Source organism: Brevibacterium antiquum CNRZ 918 (assembly GCF_900169145.1).
Taxonomy (GTDB): Bacteria; Actinomycetota; Actinomycetes; order Actinomycetales; family Brevibacteriaceae; genus Brevibacterium; species Brevibacterium koreense.
Genome location: NZ_FXZD01000004.1, coordinates 97201 through 111701 on the forward strand (window position 1 = coordinate 97201; position 14501 = coordinate 111701).

General features: G+C 62.6%; 12 protein-coding genes. 6 read left to right on the plus strand and 6 right to left on the minus strand.

What is annotated here, in order from left to right:
- Window positions 1-2: 2 nt before the first annotated feature.
- On the plus strand, window positions 3-1700 hold the full coding sequence (locus BANT918_RS07325; RefSeq protein WP_101619636.1) for an ABC transporter family substrate-binding protein: 1698 nt from the start codon (window positions 3-5) through the stop codon (window positions 1698-1700).
- A 140-nt stretch (window positions 1701-1840) separates the two neighbouring features.
- Here the strand turns inward: BANT918_RS07325 and BANT918_RS07330 are convergent, their stop codons facing one another.
- A complete protein-coding gene (locus BANT918_RS07330) occupies window positions 1841-2404 on the minus strand; it encodes a hypothetical protein (protein ID WP_101619637.1) in 564 nt (187 codons plus the stop codon).
- A 104-nt stretch (window positions 2405-2508) separates the two neighbouring features.
- Between BANT918_RS07330 and BANT918_RS07335 the strand changes: the two genes are divergently transcribed.
- Window positions 2509-3450: a D-2-hydroxyacid dehydrogenase family protein gene (locus tag BANT918_RS07335; protein ID WP_101619638.1), complete on the plus strand. Its 942-nt coding sequence runs from the start codon at window positions 2509-2511 to the stop codon at window positions 3448-3450.
- Window positions 3451-3528: 78 nt separating this feature from the next.
- On the opposite strand, the gene BANT918_RS07340 is transcribed toward BANT918_RS07335, so the two are convergent.
- Both BANT918_RS07340 and BANT918_RS07345 read right to left on the minus strand, forming a co-directional pair.
- Entirely contained in the window at window positions 3529-4350 is an 822-nt protein-coding gene (locus BANT918_RS07340; RefSeq protein ID WP_101619639.1) for an aldo/keto reductase, read from the minus strand.
- Between the two features lie 236 nt (window positions 4351-4586).
- Window positions 4587-5105: an adenine phosphoribosyltransferase gene (locus BANT918_RS07345; RefSeq protein WP_101619640.1), complete on the minus strand. Its 519-nt coding sequence runs from the start codon at window positions 5103-5105 to the stop codon at window positions 4587-4589.
- A 55-nt stretch (window positions 5106-5160) separates the two neighbouring features.
- Between BANT918_RS07345 and BANT918_RS07350 the strand changes: the two genes are divergently transcribed.
- The gene (locus tag BANT918_RS07350) at window positions 5161-5541 is read left to right on the plus strand and encodes a protein-L-isoaspartate O-methyltransferase family protein (RefSeq protein ID WP_233429248.1); all 381 of its coding nucleotides are present in this window, start codon (window positions 5161-5163) and stop codon (window positions 5539-5541) included.
- Between the two features lie 890 nt (window positions 5542-6431).
- Here the strand turns inward: BANT918_RS07350 and BANT918_RS07360 are convergent.
- From BANT918_RS07360 to BANT918_RS07370, 3 genes are all read right to left on the minus strand, one after another.
- Complete coding sequence (locus tag BANT918_RS07360) at window positions 6432-6677, minus strand: hypothetical protein (protein ID WP_101619642.1); 246 nt, start codon at window positions 6675-6677, stop codon at window positions 6432-6434.
- Between the two features lie 168 nt (window positions 6678-6845).
- On the minus strand, window positions 6846-8684 hold the full coding sequence (locus tag BANT918_RS07365; RefSeq protein ID WP_101619643.1) for an ABC transporter ATP-binding protein: 1839 nt from the start codon (window positions 8682-8684) through the stop codon (window positions 6846-6848).
- Entirely contained in the window at window positions 8681-10489 is a 1809-nt protein-coding gene (locus BANT918_RS07370) for an ABC transporter ATP-binding protein (protein ID WP_101619644.1), read from the minus strand. The genes BANT918_RS07365 and BANT918_RS07370 overlap by 4 nt, the downstream gene beginning before the upstream one ends.
- 335 nt (window positions 10490-10824) lie before the next feature.
- Between BANT918_RS07370 and BANT918_RS07375 the strand changes: the two genes are divergently transcribed.
- The 3 genes from BANT918_RS07375 to ilvC all read left to right on the plus strand — a co-directional run bounded on the left by BANT918_RS07375 (window position 10825) and on the right by ilvC (window position 14437).
- Complete coding sequence (locus BANT918_RS07375) at window positions 10825-12762, plus strand: acetolactate synthase large subunit (RefSeq protein WP_101619645.1); 1938 nt, start codon at window positions 10825-10827, stop codon at window positions 12760-12762.
- The gene (gene ilvN / locus BANT918_RS07380; RefSeq protein WP_101619646.1) at window positions 12759-13271 is read left to right on the plus strand and encodes an acetolactate synthase small subunit; all 513 of its coding nucleotides are present in this window, start codon (window positions 12759-12761) and stop codon (window positions 13269-13271) included. The genes BANT918_RS07375 and ilvN overlap by 4 nt, the downstream gene beginning before the upstream one ends.
- 134 nt (window positions 13272-13405) lie before the next feature.
- Window positions 13406-14437 (plus strand): ketol-acid reductoisomerase, encoded by a 1032-nt coding sequence (ilvC, locus tag BANT918_RS07385; RefSeq protein WP_101619647.1) that lies wholly within the window; start codon window positions 13406-13408, stop codon window positions 14435-14437.
- Window positions 14438-14501: the final 64 nt, after the last annotated feature.

Consider the following 14501-nt stretch of genomic DNA (forward strand, 5'->3'; position numbering starts at 1 on the left):
TCATGAAGATGAGAAACAAAGCGACAGTGGTTGTCGCTGCGACTGCGGCATTGGGGCTGGCCCTCTCCGGTTGCCAACAGGACAACAAGGACTCCAAAGGAGTCGACAGCGACAAGGCGAACGAGGAGATCTCAGGCTTGCCGTCCGTTGACTACCAGAAGGCCGGCTACGATGAGATCGCCGATGGCGGAACGCTCACCTATCCGATGACCGAGATCCCGGCCAGCCTCAACTACTACCACGCTGACGGCGCGCACGTGGACAACAACAATCTCTACGGCACCTCACTGGGTGGGCCGATCAAGACCAAGGACGATGGCAGCTGGGAAGTCGATAAGAACTACGCCGAGAGCGTGGAGATCGCCAGCGAAGATCCGCTCGTCATCGACGTCAAGCTCAACAAAGACGCTGTCTGGGAAGACGGCACCCCGATCGACGTCGAGGACTACAAGGCATTCTGGAAGACGCAGAGTGGTGAGAACAAGAAATTCGAGGTCGCCTCGACCAAGGGCTACGAGGACATCGAGAGCATCAAGTCCGGTGACGACAAGTACGACGTCGAAGTGACGTTCAAGACTCCCAACATCGACTGGCCCAACTACATCGGCGCCTTCGTGCCCAATGAGATCGCAGAAGACCCCAAAACGTTCAACAAGGACTACGTCAAAGACGTGCTGCCCTCGAACGGACCGTTCAAGGCTGACAAGGTCGACAACAAGGCCGGCGTCATCACCATGGTCAAGAACGACAAATGGTGGGGCCAGGAACCCAAACTGGACAAGGTCATCTTCAAGGTCGTCTCCCAGGCGCAGCAGGCCCAGGCCTATGCGAACAAGGAGATCGACCTCGTCGACATCGGCACCGACGGTGACTCATATGAGACGGCCGGAAAGCGCGAAGACGGCGAAATCTTCAAGTCGCAGGGCATGCAGTGGACTCACGTGACCCTGAATGCGGAGAAGGGCGCGCTCAAGGAGCAGGAGGTCCGCGACGCGATCGGTCACGCCATCAATCGTGAGGCCATCGCCCAGGCAGCCATCGGGCCTGTCGAAGCACCGGTGACACTGGTCAACAACGTCACCTTCATGCCGGGCCAGGACGGATATCAGGACAATGCGGACGGAAGCCTGGACTTCGATCCGGAAGCGGCAAAGAAGATCCTCGACGACGCAGGCTGGGCCGAGGGAGACGATGGAATCCGCGAGAAGGACGGCGAGAAGCTGAAGTTCAACATCGTCGTTCCCGCCGACACAGCTTCGAATGCCCAGCGCGCTGAGCAGGTGATGAAGGACCTCAACGAGATCGGCTTCAAGATCAAACTCGAGACCGTCCCGGTGGCCGCGTACTTCGCCGATCACGTGCTCAACGGCAACTTCGACATGGCTACGTTCACCTGGCAGGGCACAGCCTTCCCGATCTCCTCGGGTTCGAACCTGTTCTACCCGGCCGATTCCGAGCAGAACCACTCGAAGATCTCCAGCGACGCGATCGGTGAGAAGTTCAAGGCCGCAACGAAGACTCTCGACCCGGCCGAGTCGAAGAAGCTGGCAAACGAGGGCGATGCCGAAGTGCTGAAACTCAAGCCCCTGATCCCGTTCTACCCGACCCCGTATGTCTGGGGCGTCAAGGACGACATTGTGAATCTCGGGCCGCGTCAGCTCGAAACTCCCGATTGGACGAGCATCGGGTTCAAGAAGTGACCCTGAGACTCATCGTCTGATCCGAAAGATGTGATCGCCACGATCACCCTCAGTCGCCGGCCCCGTGGACTCACGTTCTCCCACGGGGCCGGCTCTTCTCGTGCCCTCAGGCAGACTTGGTTCTCGAGGCCGCTTCAGCGCTACAGGCGGCTGAAGATGTCGAGCAGTATGAGGACGAGAGTCACGCCCACGACGCCGAGGTTCCACACCGTTGTGGTGGTGCCGGTGGGGTTGGCTGCGGTGGTCGAGTCCTGATGCTGATTCTCCCAGCGTCGGAGCAGTTCGAAGGCAGGGTGGTTGTCGACCGACTCCGGTCGTGTGCCACCGGTAAGCCCCGAGTCGACTTTGCGGCGCGGCATCCCGGGCGCATTCCACGGACGGTATGTGCGTGCAGCCCCGTTCGGTGCGATCGCCATGATGGAGACGACCGTGCTCAATCTGATGTCAGTGATGTTGGCAAAGGGCACTGTGGTGGTGCGCAGGATCTCGCGGATCACGACCTGCTCGGACCCGACGATGACAGCCGGTCGCCACAGGAGGATGAAGATGAGCCATCCCACCAGCGCCAGCGGTGGGAGGAACGTTCCGACGGTGTCCCAGGAGCCGCGCATGATCGCATCGATGAGAAGCAGTGCGAGGAACGCCCAAACGATGATGGTGATGATGGGGCCGCTGCGTTGTCTGAGGATGATCGGTGCGCTCACCGTCTTAGCCTATCGGCTATACGATGAAAGACAGGGACTGCTCCGGACTCGTGCGGCTTCGGTGCTCTGCTTCCGACCAAAGCACCGAGGATGGAAGGACAGGCATGCACATCGTTGTGCTCGATGACTACCAGAATGTGGCGGCAGACTATGCGAATTGGCACGCGCTTGGGGCGCAGGTCGATTTCGTCTCCCGCCCGATCCTCGACACCGCGGATCTGGTGCAGACAGTGGCCGGAGCCGAGATTGTCGTCGCCATGCGTGAGCGCACCCTCTTCTCTGCTGAGCGTTTGTCGCGGCTGCGAGACCTGCGGCTGCTGGTGACCACGGGCAGGGTCAACGCCTCGATCGATCTGGACGCTGCACGAGCGCAGGGGATCACGGTCTGCGGGACCGAGTCGACCGCCTCGGCGACTCCGGAGCTGACCTGGGGGCTCATCCTCTCTGTGTTACGCAGCATTCCAACCGAAGATGCCGCGATGCATTCCGGCGGCTGGCAGTCCACCGTGGGCGGTGATCTTTTCGGGCACAGGCTCGGCGTCATCGGACTGGGCAGGCTGGGCAGCCAGGTCGCCCGTGTCGGGGCCGCCTTCGGAATGGAAGTCGTGGCCTGGAGCCAGAACCTGGACGCGGCGCGTGCCGCCGATGTCGGGGCACATGCTGTGAGCAAGGAGGAGCTCTTCGCCACCTCCGACGTGGCGACCCTGCACTACAAGCTCAGCGAGCGCAGCCGCAGGCTCGTCTCTGCCGAGGAGCTGGCGCTGATGAAGCCGACGAGCATCTTCATCAATACTTCGCGGGCGGGCCTCGTTGACATGGAGGCACTGCAAGACGCCCTGGCAGGAGGTCGCATTCGCGGCGCGGGGATCGACGTGTATGACACCGAACCGCTGCCGGCCGACCACCCTCTGCGCAGCACTCCGAGGACCGTGCTGACCCCGCACCTGGGCTACGTCACCGATGACACGTACCGAATCTTCTTCACTCAGGCACTCGAGGACATATCCGCGTGGATGGCGGGGGAGCCGGTTCGTCAGCTCACCTGATGCGACGGACCCGCCAGAGACAACGACAAGGCCCGCCGGGAGCAAAGATGCTCCGCGACGGGCCTTGAACGATCAACGTCAGTTCACATCGGCCGGGTCACCGGAGACGCGACCGCCGTTCTCCAGCGAATCGATGGAGGCCACCTCGGCGGCGGTGAGTTCGAAGTCGAAGACATCGAAGTTCTGGGCCATGCGGTCACGGTTGTTCGACTTCGGGAAGACGACATGTCCGCGCTGCAGGTGCCAACGGATGATGGTCTGCGCCCAGGACTTGCCGTGGGCCGACGCGATCTCGCCGATGACGGTGTCTGCGTAGTCGACCTTGCCCTGTCCCAGTGGTCCCCAGGCCTCGACCTTGATGTCGTGCTCGGCCAGCAGCGGACGGGTCTCGATCTGCTGGAACTGCGGGTGGCATTCGATCTGGTCGACGGCCGGGATGATCCCTGTGTCGAGGATCTGGGGCAGGTAGCGATGGTCGAAGTTCGACACGCCGATCGAGGTGGTCAGACCCTGCTCGCGGTAGGAGGGGAAAGCCTCCCAAGTCTCGACCGAGTTGTTGTTCTCCGGTGTCGGCCAGTGGATGAGGTAGAGGTCGACGTGGTCGAGGCCGAGCTTCTCGAGGCTCTCGCCCAACGCGCGCTTCGATTCGTCGGCACCGTGACTGTCGTTCCACAGCTTGGTGGTCACGAAGAGTTCATCGCGGGCGATGCCGGAGTTCGCGATGGCGCGGCCGACACCTTCCTCATTGCCATAGACAGCGGCTGTGTCGATGTGGCGGTAGCCGACCTCGAGAGCGTCGGTGACGATGCGCTCGGTCTTCTCGGGATCGACCTTGAAGACGCCGAAGCCCAGCTGCGGGATGGTCTTGCCGTCGTTGAGTGTGAGTGTGGGAACCGTCATGGTGCCACCTTTCGTCACGGGTTTGATGGTCTGTCGTTCTGCGGTCTGGCGGGCGCCGCGGTGGCGGTGCCTCTGCGAGCTTATAACGCCGTGAAGGTGCCTGTGCATTCCTGACAGCCGGATCTGACCGGCGTGATCCGAGTCTCGGGCGCTCTGTCGAAGAGTGAGACCGAGGATTGAGCCGCCTCGGTGTGGGAGCTCAGGGTGGCCGGCGGAGCCGTCAGTCTGTGGAACCGTCAGTCGGTGAAGACTGTGTGCACATCCCCGGTCAGCGAGCGGCCGTCGAGCGCTTCGAGCTCGAGGACGACTGCCGACCCGATCACATCGGCGCCGAGCTCCTTCACGAGCGCCTGAGCAGCAGTGAGGGTCCCACCTGTGGCCAGGATGTCATCGACGAGCAGAACGCGCTCGCCCTCTTTCAGAACGTCTGGGCCTTCGATCGTGGCCGTCCCGTACTCGAGCGAGTACGACACTGCTGCCGCCGGTCTGGGAAGCTTGCCGGCCTTGCGAATCGGCAGAATGCCCACGCCGGTCATCGCCGCGATCGTTCCGGCGAAGAGGAAACCGCGAGCCTCGAGACCGCCGACGATGTCGAACTGTCCCTCGAACGGTGCGATGAGCGCCTCGGTGACGGCACGCATGGCGGCACCATCTGCAAGCAGGGGAGAGATGTCACGGAAGTTCACCCCTGGCTCCGGATAGTCGGGAATCGAAGCGATGAGGGTCTTCGCGCGGTGGAGATCTGTATTCGTCACGGGTCAACGATACTCGGTGGGCCGTATCGTAGTGGACACCGGAATGGAGGACTCCATGGGAACCGATCGACAGCCTGAGTCACTCGCCGAGGCCTTCGCCCAGGTGCCTCGTGAATTGTTCCTGCCTGAGGATGAACGACGCTTCGCCTCCAGCAATGTGGCGCTGCAGATCGGCGATGGACAGACGAATTCTCAGCCGAGCACGGTCGCCGATATGCTCAAGCTCCTTGGCCCACGACCGGGTGACCGCGTTCTCGATCTGGGTTCCGGTTCGGGATGGACGTCCGCTCTCCTCGGTGTCCTCGTCGGCCCTCGCGGGCGCGTGACTGGTGTGGAGCGTCACCGTCAGCTCATCGAGCGCGCGCGGGCGTCGCTGGGTCATGGTCATTCCGGTGCAGGGCGTGATGCTGCGTGTCGTGGTCGCCGGATCCGGTGACCACGACGTCTCCATCACGCGGCACGGACAATATCGATTCGTCCCATTCATCCGCGACTGATCGCGTTACTCCTTCGGCAAGTCGTAGACTACGTCAGCCACCAGCTACGTGAACCCACAAAAGCACAGTGCAGGCGGTGTGCTTTTGCAGGTTGGGGTATCTGAAGTGAAGTAATCCGTTGTAGTTTATTGTCATTTAATGACGATAGGTGCAATATTGACGCATGTACCAAGTATTCGACACTGCTCGGTTGCTCAGGCTCGGACTTTCTGAGCGTGATATTCGCAAGGCGGCCGCATGTTGCTTGGAACGCGTCGCCCGCGGTCGATTCGCTGTCCGACGAAGATGTGACAATGAACGGCATCGGCGAGTTTGGGAATCTGTCGACCAGGAAGATGCAGATCTTCTAGTGAATAAGAACGATTTTCGCGATGTCCTCGAACGACTGAAAGTTCTCATCAGAGCTCGCGCAGATAGAGTGAGTGACCGCCAGCAGAGCGCGGGTGGCCGAGTGCGAAATGAAGTCTTCTCCCATATTTCGGCCGCTCTCCTGTGGACGCTTGAGGTCGCTCGGCCGGTCGAGGGGCGCGTAGAAGTGATTCGGCCGGGCATCAGCCGGCGCCACGCAAATCTGATCGTCAGGAGACGAACGCTCCCGCCGGAGCATGTTGCCAGAATCGGAGATGTCGCCGTCACCACTCGTGCTCGGACCCTCATCGATGTCGCCCGAGACTACGGCTTGGACGTGAGTGTTCCTATGCTCGACGATGCATTGCGACGAAGCCAAGTGTCGAAGGCTCAGCTCTTCGACGTGGTGCAAGCTGCCCATGAGGTGAGGAACGAGAATCGTGTCTCTGAGGCGATCAGCTTGACGGATCCCCTCAGAGAGTCACCTGCCGAATCGATTGTCGCAGTTCGGTTCTTCGAAAACGGAATCCTCGATTTCGAGTCTCAGGTCGAAGTCCGCGATGCGCAGGGTCGCTTCATAGCCCGTGTCGATTTCCTGCATCGAGGGGCGATGATCATCGTGGAGTTCGACGGACGAGGCAAGTACTTCCTCGACGATCGTGATCACAGAGCGGCCTTTGACAGAGAGCGTGAGCGTGAGCGGCAGCTGAGAGCGCTTGGCTATCATGTGGTGAGGATCTTTTGGAAAGATCTATTTCGTCAGCAGAAGTTCACCGAGCTGGCTCGACTCCTAAGGGCACGTATGGCTCGGCCACCAGCTACGTGAACCCACAAAAGCACAGTGCAGGCGGTGTGCTTTTGCAGGCTGAGGTAGCTGAGAGCAAGCAACTGCCAATCACACCAGCGAGTCCCGCCACGCCTTGTGCAGCTGGGCGAACTTGCCCGCCCCTGAGATCAGCTCGTCCGGCGTGCCGTCTTCGATGATGCGCCCGGAGTCCATGACGAGGACACGGTCGGCGATCTCCACGGTCGAGAGCCGGTGGGCGATGATGATTGCGGTGCGTCCTTCAAGCACTGTCGCCAGAGCCGTCTGGACCAGCCGCTCGGAGGGGATGTCGAGGTGAGCGGTCGCCTCGTCGAGGACGACGATGTCCGGGTCGGCCAGGAACACGCGGGCGAAGGACACGAGCTGACGCTGTCCCGAGCTCAGTCGTCCGCCGCGTTTCTTCACATCCGTGTCGTAGCCGTCGGGCAGATTGCGGATATAGGGATCCAGGCCGACGGCCGTGGCCGCGGCGAGTACCTCGTCATCTTCGGCATCGGGATTGCCGATGCGGATATTGTCCGCGATCGTGCCCGCGAACAGGAACGACTCCTGGGTGACCATGACGACGCTCTTACGCAGCTGCGCATCGTCGAGGTCACGCAGGTCCACCTCGTCGATGGTGATCCGACCTTCGCTGGGATCGTAGAAGCGGGTGACCAGCTTGACCAGAGTCGATTTGCCCGCGCCCGTGGCTCCCACGAGCGCCACGATCTGGCCGGCTGGGATGCGCAGGTCGAACCTGGGGAGGACATCAGGGCCGTCGCCGTAGGAGAAGCGGACGTGGTTGAGGTCGATCGAGCGCCCGTTGGGTGCTTGAGCCGATCCCTCCGCCGAGGCGGTGTCCGAGGCGTGTGCGGGCAGGGGCTTCGGACTCACCGGTGCGACCACCTCGGGGTCGGTGTCGAGGACGGCCGCCATCTTCTCCAGCGCCGCCGAGGCGGACTGGTAGAGGTTGAATGACTGAACAAGTTCATCAAGGGGACCATAGAACCGGCGCAGGTAGAGGATGAACGCCGCGAGCACTCCGATCTGAGTCCATCCCTCGATGACGAGCCACGCGCCGACGATGATGATGACCGTCTGAGTGACATTGCCGACCAGCCGCGTCCAGCCCGCGAACCAGGCGACGCCGCGCAGGGCATCGGTGTTGGCGTCACGGTACTGTGTGTCCTCGTCCTTGAGCGTGCCTCGGCGATCGGGCTGCCGGCGATAGGCCTGAACCGCACGGATCCCGCCCATGGTCTCGACGAAGTGGACGATGACCTTGGCGATCGAGGTGCGAGTCCGACGGTAGGCATTGCGCTGCGAACTGTGCGCAGACTTCGTGATGAAGAACAGCGGAATGAACCCGAGGAAGACCACGAGTGCCAGGGGAACGTCGAGGACGATGAGGGTGACGGCGATGAACGCCATCTCGAACAGAGCCAGCGCCGTGTCGAAGAGTGAGTAGGTGAGGAACTGCTGCACCGACTCCATGTCAGAGGTCTGCCGCGACACCAACCGCCCCGAGGTCGACCGCTCGTGATAGCCCAGATCGAGACGCTGGATATGCCTGAACAGGCGGGAGCGGAGACTGTAGACGACCTTCTGAGCGGTGATGCCGACCAGCCTCGTCGAAGCGAAGGCGAGCACCGCCGAGGCGACCGCGGAGATGACGAAGGCCGATACCGCACGAATCAGCGGTCCCGGATCGCCCTCGATCGCTTTCGGAACACCAGTGTCGAGTGCATCGGCGATGAAGATCGGACCGATGACGAGGAACAGTGCGGTGAGGACGACGATGACGAGCAGGAAGATCGCCATCGGAAGATGGGGGCGGATCAATGAGAGCAGAAGTGCACGGGCCTTGATCGCGATGTCTGGCGGAAGTGCCTCGACCTCGTCCTCATTGAGACGTGGAATGCTCAAAGCGCGCCTCCTTCCGAGGTGTGTCTGGCCGAGAAATGCTCTGGCGCAGAGTGCTCGGACGATGAGTGCCCGGCCGTCGCGGCCGCACCCATGAGTTCACGATAGAGCGGTGAGGATCCCAGCAGCTCATCATGGGTGCCCAGTGCGACGATGCGTCCCTCGTCGAGGACCGCAACAGCATCGGCCAACGCCGAGGTGGACGGGCGGTGGGCGATGATCAGCGTCGTCGAATCGGGCAGGATCTCCCGCAGCGCCCGTTGCACCCGATCCTCGGTGTCGACGTCGACCGCAGACAGCGGGTCGTCGAGGACGAGGATGCGGGGCGCACCGATGACTGCGCGCGCCAGTGCCAGGCGCTGGCGCTGCCCACCGGACAGGGACAGCCCCTGCTCGCCGACCTGCGTATCGAGTCCCTCCGGCAGCCGCTCGACGAAGTCCTTCGCAGCCGTGATCTCCAGGGCCCGCCAGATCGCGTCGTCGTCGACCCCGGGCGCGCCCATGCTCACGTTCTCGGCCACCGAGGTGGAGAACAGGATCGGGTCCTCGAATGACACGGACACCAGGTTGCGCACCTCGTTGACGGGCAGCTTGCGAATGTCGGTGCCATCGACGCGCACGGATCCGCCGGTGACGTCCTGCAGGCGCGGTACCAGCGAGGCCAGGGTCGTCTTGCCCGATCCGGTGGCTCCGACGATGGCCAGGGTCTGGGCCGGATCGATGTGCAGATTGAGGTTCTTCAGGGTGTCGCGGTCGGTGTCGGCGAAGTGGAAGTCGACATCCTCGAAATCCAGCTCGCCCTTGTAGCGACCCACGTCGGGTGCATCCTCGATCCGACCGTCGGCGTCGGTGATGTCGTGCCTGATGTCGATGACCTCCCAGTATCTGGCCGCAGCGGTCAGGGCCATGAGGGCATCGGCGAGGAGGAAGCCGAGCATCTCGATCGGCATTCGCATCACCATCGAGATGGTCACGGCCGCGACGACGGTGCCGATCGACGTCCACCCCTGCACGACGCCCCAGGTGCCGACGCCCACGATGGCGGCCTGGGCGAGTGTGGGCAGGAGGATGAGCACACTCCAGAACCAGGAGTCGAGCTTCGCCTTGCGCACTTCGAGGCGTTGGAACTTCCGTGACATGAGGGAGAACCGCTGTGCCGCCCAGGGGGAGCGGCCGAAGGACTTGAGGATCCTGATCCCCTGAATCGACTCCTCGACCTCGGTGGTGATCTCACCGACCGTGTCCTGGGAGCGCCGGGAGGCCTCGCGGTACCTCTTCTCGAAGACCGTCACCGTCGCAATCGTCGGTACGGCCATGATCAGCATGATCAGACCGAAGACCGGTTGCAGGACGGTGAGGATGATGGTGCCGATGATGATCACGAGCGGAGTCACCACGAGGAAGGGGATCCCGAAGGCGAAGAAGCGGCGCAGCTGTGACAGATCGTTGATCGCGCGCGAGAGCAGCTGTCCCGACTCCCAAGAATCGTGGATGGCCACCGAAGTGTACTGGAGCCGGTCGAAGAGACGTGAGCGCCAGGTGATCTCCCACTGCGCGACCACCGGAGCCACGAGGAGCCTGCGACCCCACAGTGCCACCGCCTCGGCGATGCCGATGAGGAGGACCCCGAACACGGGCAGCCACAGTCCCGACAGATCGCGGTGGGCGATGGGGCCGTCGATGATGTGACCGGTGATCAGGGGGATGACCAGTTGGATGCCGTTGGCCAGGAGGGTAAGGGCGAGTACAGAGATGTACACGCCGATGCGAGAACGCAGATCGGGCCAGAAACGTAGGAGGGGGCGCACGTGTCAAGAGCCTAGTCGGAGCGCGTGTCGTAGTCCATGGCTTGCACAATCGAGCTTTCCCTTGCTTCGTGGGTGCGATCGCGGGTCGCCCTTCATTGATCTCACGCCTCAAGCGATACGAGTCCCAATCTTCGAGACGATCCATTGCAACGTTTGACACGCTTATTGCCAGAGGTGAACTATTGAGGCATGACTCACCTTCTTGTCGTCGTTATTACCCAGCGCGCGGATCTTCCGTAGCCTGTCAACACGACATGTTCCGCGCGCCCCTACCGAAACCGGAGGGGCTTTTTTCATGCGGAGACAAGATGGATCACTAGGAAGGATACGAAACGATGGCAGCCACGCCCTCGGCCCAGTCAGCGGGAACCGGCACCGCGCCCAGCGCAGCCCCGGTGACCGCGACCCCGTCAAGCATTCGACGCAACTCGACCCCTGAGGTCCTCACCGGAGCGCAGGCGATCGTTCGCAGCCTCGAGCTCCTCGAGGTCGAGACGGTCTTCGGCCTTCCCGGCGGCACCATCCTTCCGACCTACGATCCGCTGTTCCAGACCGACAAGATTCGCCATATCCTCGTTCGTCACGAACAGGGAGCCGGGCATGCGGCCGAAGGCTATGCCACCGCCTCGGGCAAGCTGGGCGTGTGCATAGCGACCTCGGGCCCGGGTGCGACGAACCTGATCACGGCGCTCGCCGACGCCCACATGGATTCCGTCCCGGTGCTGGCCATCACCGGTCAGCAGAGTTCGAAGCTGCTGGGCACCGATGCCTTCCAGGAAGCTGACATCGTGGGAATGACGATGCCGGTGACCAAGCACAGCTTCCTCGTCACCAAGCCCGAGGATATTCCCTCCGCGATCCTGCACGCCCATCACATCGCGACCACAGGTCGGCCCGGTCCGGTCCTCGTCGACGTCACCAAGGACGCGCAGACGGGCACCGCTCCCTTCGTTTGGCCCGAGGAGCCGCAGCTGCCCGGGTACCGTCCGATCCTCAAGCCCCATGCGAAGCAGATTCGCGAAGCCGTCCGACTCATCTCGGATGCCCAGCGCCCCGTGTTCTACATCGGCGGCGGTGTCATCCGCTCCCAAGCGGAGAAGGAACTGCTCAAGCTCGCCGAGGCGACCAACATTCCCGTCGTCACGACCCTGATGGCCCGCGGTGCGTTCCCCGACTCGCACCAGCTGCACCTCGGGATGCCGGGTATGCACGGCACCGTGCCCGCCGTGACCGCCTTCCAGAAATCCGACCTCCTCATCACCATCGGCGCCAGGTTCGATGACCGGGTCACCGGCAACCTCGATTCCTTCGCGCCGAATGCGCAGGTCATCCACGCCGATATCGACCCAGCGGAGATCGGGAAGAATCGTGACGTCGACGTTGCCATCGTCGGTGACGCCCGCGAGGTCCTCGCGGAGATGCTCAACGAGATGCGGAGCAAGTTCCCCAAGGCTCTCGAGCGTCAGCGTGAACCCTGGTGGCGCTTCCTCAACCGTCTCAAGACGACCTACCCGCTGGGCTACGACACACAGGATGAGCTCTGCGATCCGCAGTACGTGATCTCGCGGATCTCCGCGCTGACCGGACCCGAAGCGGTCTACGCAGCCGGCGTGGGCCAGCACCAGATGTGGGCCGCCCAGTTCGTTGAGTTCGAGCGCCCCAAGTCGTGGCTGAATTCCGGTGGCCTCGGCACCATGGGCTACTCGGTGCCTGCCGCGATGGGCGCGAAGGTCGCCGAGCCGGACCGTGTGGTGTGGGCCATCGACGGGGACGGATGCTTCCAGATGACCAACCAGGAGCTGGCGACCTGTGCGCTCAACGACATTCCGATCAAGGTCGCGATCATCAACAACTCCTCACTGGGCATGGTCCGTCAGTGGCAGACCCTGTTCTATGACGGCCGGTACTCCAACACCGATCTCAACACGGGCCATCAGTCGATCCGGATCCCCGACTTCGTCAAGCTCGCCGAGGCGTACGGCTGCCTGGCCCTGCGCGTGGACAGCAACGACGACGTCGATGCTGCGATCAAGACGGCGCTGGAGACCAACGACCGGCCTGTGGTTCTCGATTTCACTGTCCCGCCGGATGCCATGGTGTGGCCGATGGTCGCCGCCGGTGTCTCCAATGACGAGATCGAATACGCGCGCGGCATTCGCCCGGAGTTCGATGGCGAAGGCGACGAACAGGCCGAGAACCTGATCGCGGACGCCGGCACTGAAGAAGATGGCACGGTTCGCTCCGTGGCCCAGATCGAAGGAGGCCTGGAATGAACAACCGGCACACACTCTCAGTCTTAGTCGAGAACAAACCGGGCGTGCTCACCCGCTTCACCGGACTCATCGCCCGCCGCGGCTTCAACATCCACAGCCTCGCCGTGGGCGTGACCGAACACGATGAGCTCTCGCGCATCACCGTCGTCGTCGACGTCAAGGACGTGCCTTTGGAGCAGGTGACCAAGCAGCTCAACAAGCTGGTCAACGTCATCAAGATCGTTGAGCTCGAGCCGGCCTCGTCGGTGCGTCGAGCCCACGTCATCTACAAGGTCAAGGCCAACGCCACCACCCGTCCGCAGGTTGCGGCGGCAGTGGAGATGTTCCGCGCCAAGATCGTCGACGTGGGACCCGACTCCGTCAGTGTCGAAGCCACCGGCGAGCTGGGCAAGGTCGAGGCCCTGCGCGAGGTCCTCGAGCCATTCGGGATCAAGGAGATCGTCCAATCGGGAACCGTGGCCATCGGCCGCGGATCGAAGTCGATCACCGACCGCGCTCTGCGCAGCTGAACCCTGTGGCCCGGCACAGCTGATGTCTTCACGTTCCACTAAGTGGAACGTCAACCATCTCAACAAGTGAACAGCAGTACCGAACTGTGAAACAATGGGGGAGTACCCCAAACCTCTGAAGGAGCAAGAGAACTATGGCAGCAGAACGCTATTACGACGACAACGCAGATCTGTCCGTCATCCAGGGCAAGAAGGTTGCCGTCATCGGCTACGGCAGCCAGGGCCACGCGCACTCGCTGAGCCTGCGCGATTCCGGTGTCGAGGTCCGCATCGGCCTCAAGGAAGGCTCTGCCAGCCGCGACAAGGCCACAGCTGAAGGCCTCGAGGTCGGCACTCCTGCAGAGGTCTCCGAATGGGCCGACCTCGTTGTGATCCTCGCTCCCGACCAGGTTCAGGCCGAGATCTACAACGCAGAGATCGCTCCTCATCTGACACCCGGCAACGCCCTGCTCTTCGCTCACGGCTTCAACATCCGCTTCGACTACATCCAGCCGCCCGAGGGTGTCGACGTCATCATGGTCGCACCCAAGGGTCCCGGACACGTTGTGCGTCGCGAATACGTCGATGGCCGCGGTGTGCCCGTTCTCGTGGCCGTCGAAGCCGACGCCTCAGGCACCGCCTGGGAGCTCGTGCTCTCCTACGCCAAGGCAATCGGCGGACTGCGTGCCGGTGGCATCAAGACCACCTTCACCGAGGAGACCGAGTCGGATCTCTTCGGCGAGCAGACCGTTCTCTGCGGTGGCACCTCCCACCTCGTGCAGTACGGCTTCGAGGTCCTCACCGAGGCCGGCTACCAGCCGGAGATCGCCTACTTCGAGGTTCTCCACGAGCTCAAGCTCATCGTCGACCTCATGGTCGAGGGCGGAATCGCCAAGCAGCGCTGGTCGATCTCCGACACCGCTGAGTACGGCGACTACGTCTCCGGCCCGCGGGTCATCACCCCGGACGTGAAGAAGAACATGGAAGCCGTCCTCGCGGACATCCAGAACGGCAAGTTCGCCGAGCGCTTCATGAACGACCAGAAGAACGGTGCGCCCGAGTTCAAGGAGCTGCGTTCGAAGGAAGAGACACACCCGATCGAAACCACCGGCCGTGAGCTGCGCAAGATGTTCGCATGGCTCAAGGATTCCGACGACGACTACACCGAGGGCACTGCCGCTCGCTGATCGTCTCTGAACGATGGAGGTGCCCCGGAAGCCGATCGGCTTCCGGGGCACCGTTGTCTTGCAG

What these genes read in the sequence shown, in the direction of transcription:
- BANT918_RS07360 (WP_101619642.1), bottom strand. Translation starts at nt 6,677, where the DNA reads ATGATAGCCAAGCGCTCTCAGCTGCCGCTCACGCTCACGCTCTCTGTC.
- BANT918_RS07350 (WP_233429248.1), top strand. Translation starts at nt 5,161, where the DNA reads ATGGGAACCGATCGACAGCCTGAGTCACTCGCCGAGGCCTTCGCCCAG.
- ilvN (WP_101619646.1), top strand. Translation starts at nt 12,759, where the DNA reads ATGAACAACCGGCACACACTCTCAGTCTTAGTCGAGAACAAACCGGGC.
- BANT918_RS07340 (WP_101619639.1), bottom strand. Translation starts at nt 4,350, where the DNA reads ATGACGGTTCCCACACTCACACTCAACGACGGCAAGACCATCCCGCAG.
- ilvC (WP_101619647.1), top strand. Translation starts at nt 13,406, where the DNA reads ATGGCAGCAGAACGCTATTACGACGACAACGCAGATCTGTCCGTCATC.
- BANT918_RS07375 (WP_101619645.1), top strand. Translation starts at nt 10,825, where the DNA reads ATGGCAGCCACGCCCTCGGCCCAGTCAGCGGGAACCGGCACCGCGCCC.
- BANT918_RS07325 (WP_101619636.1), top strand. Translation starts at nt 3, where the DNA reads ATGAAGATGAGAAACAAAGCGACAGTGGTTGTCGCTGCGACTGCGGCA.
- BANT918_RS07335 (WP_101619638.1), top strand. Translation starts at nt 2,509, where the DNA reads ATGCACATCGTTGTGCTCGATGACTACCAGAATGTGGCGGCAGACTAT.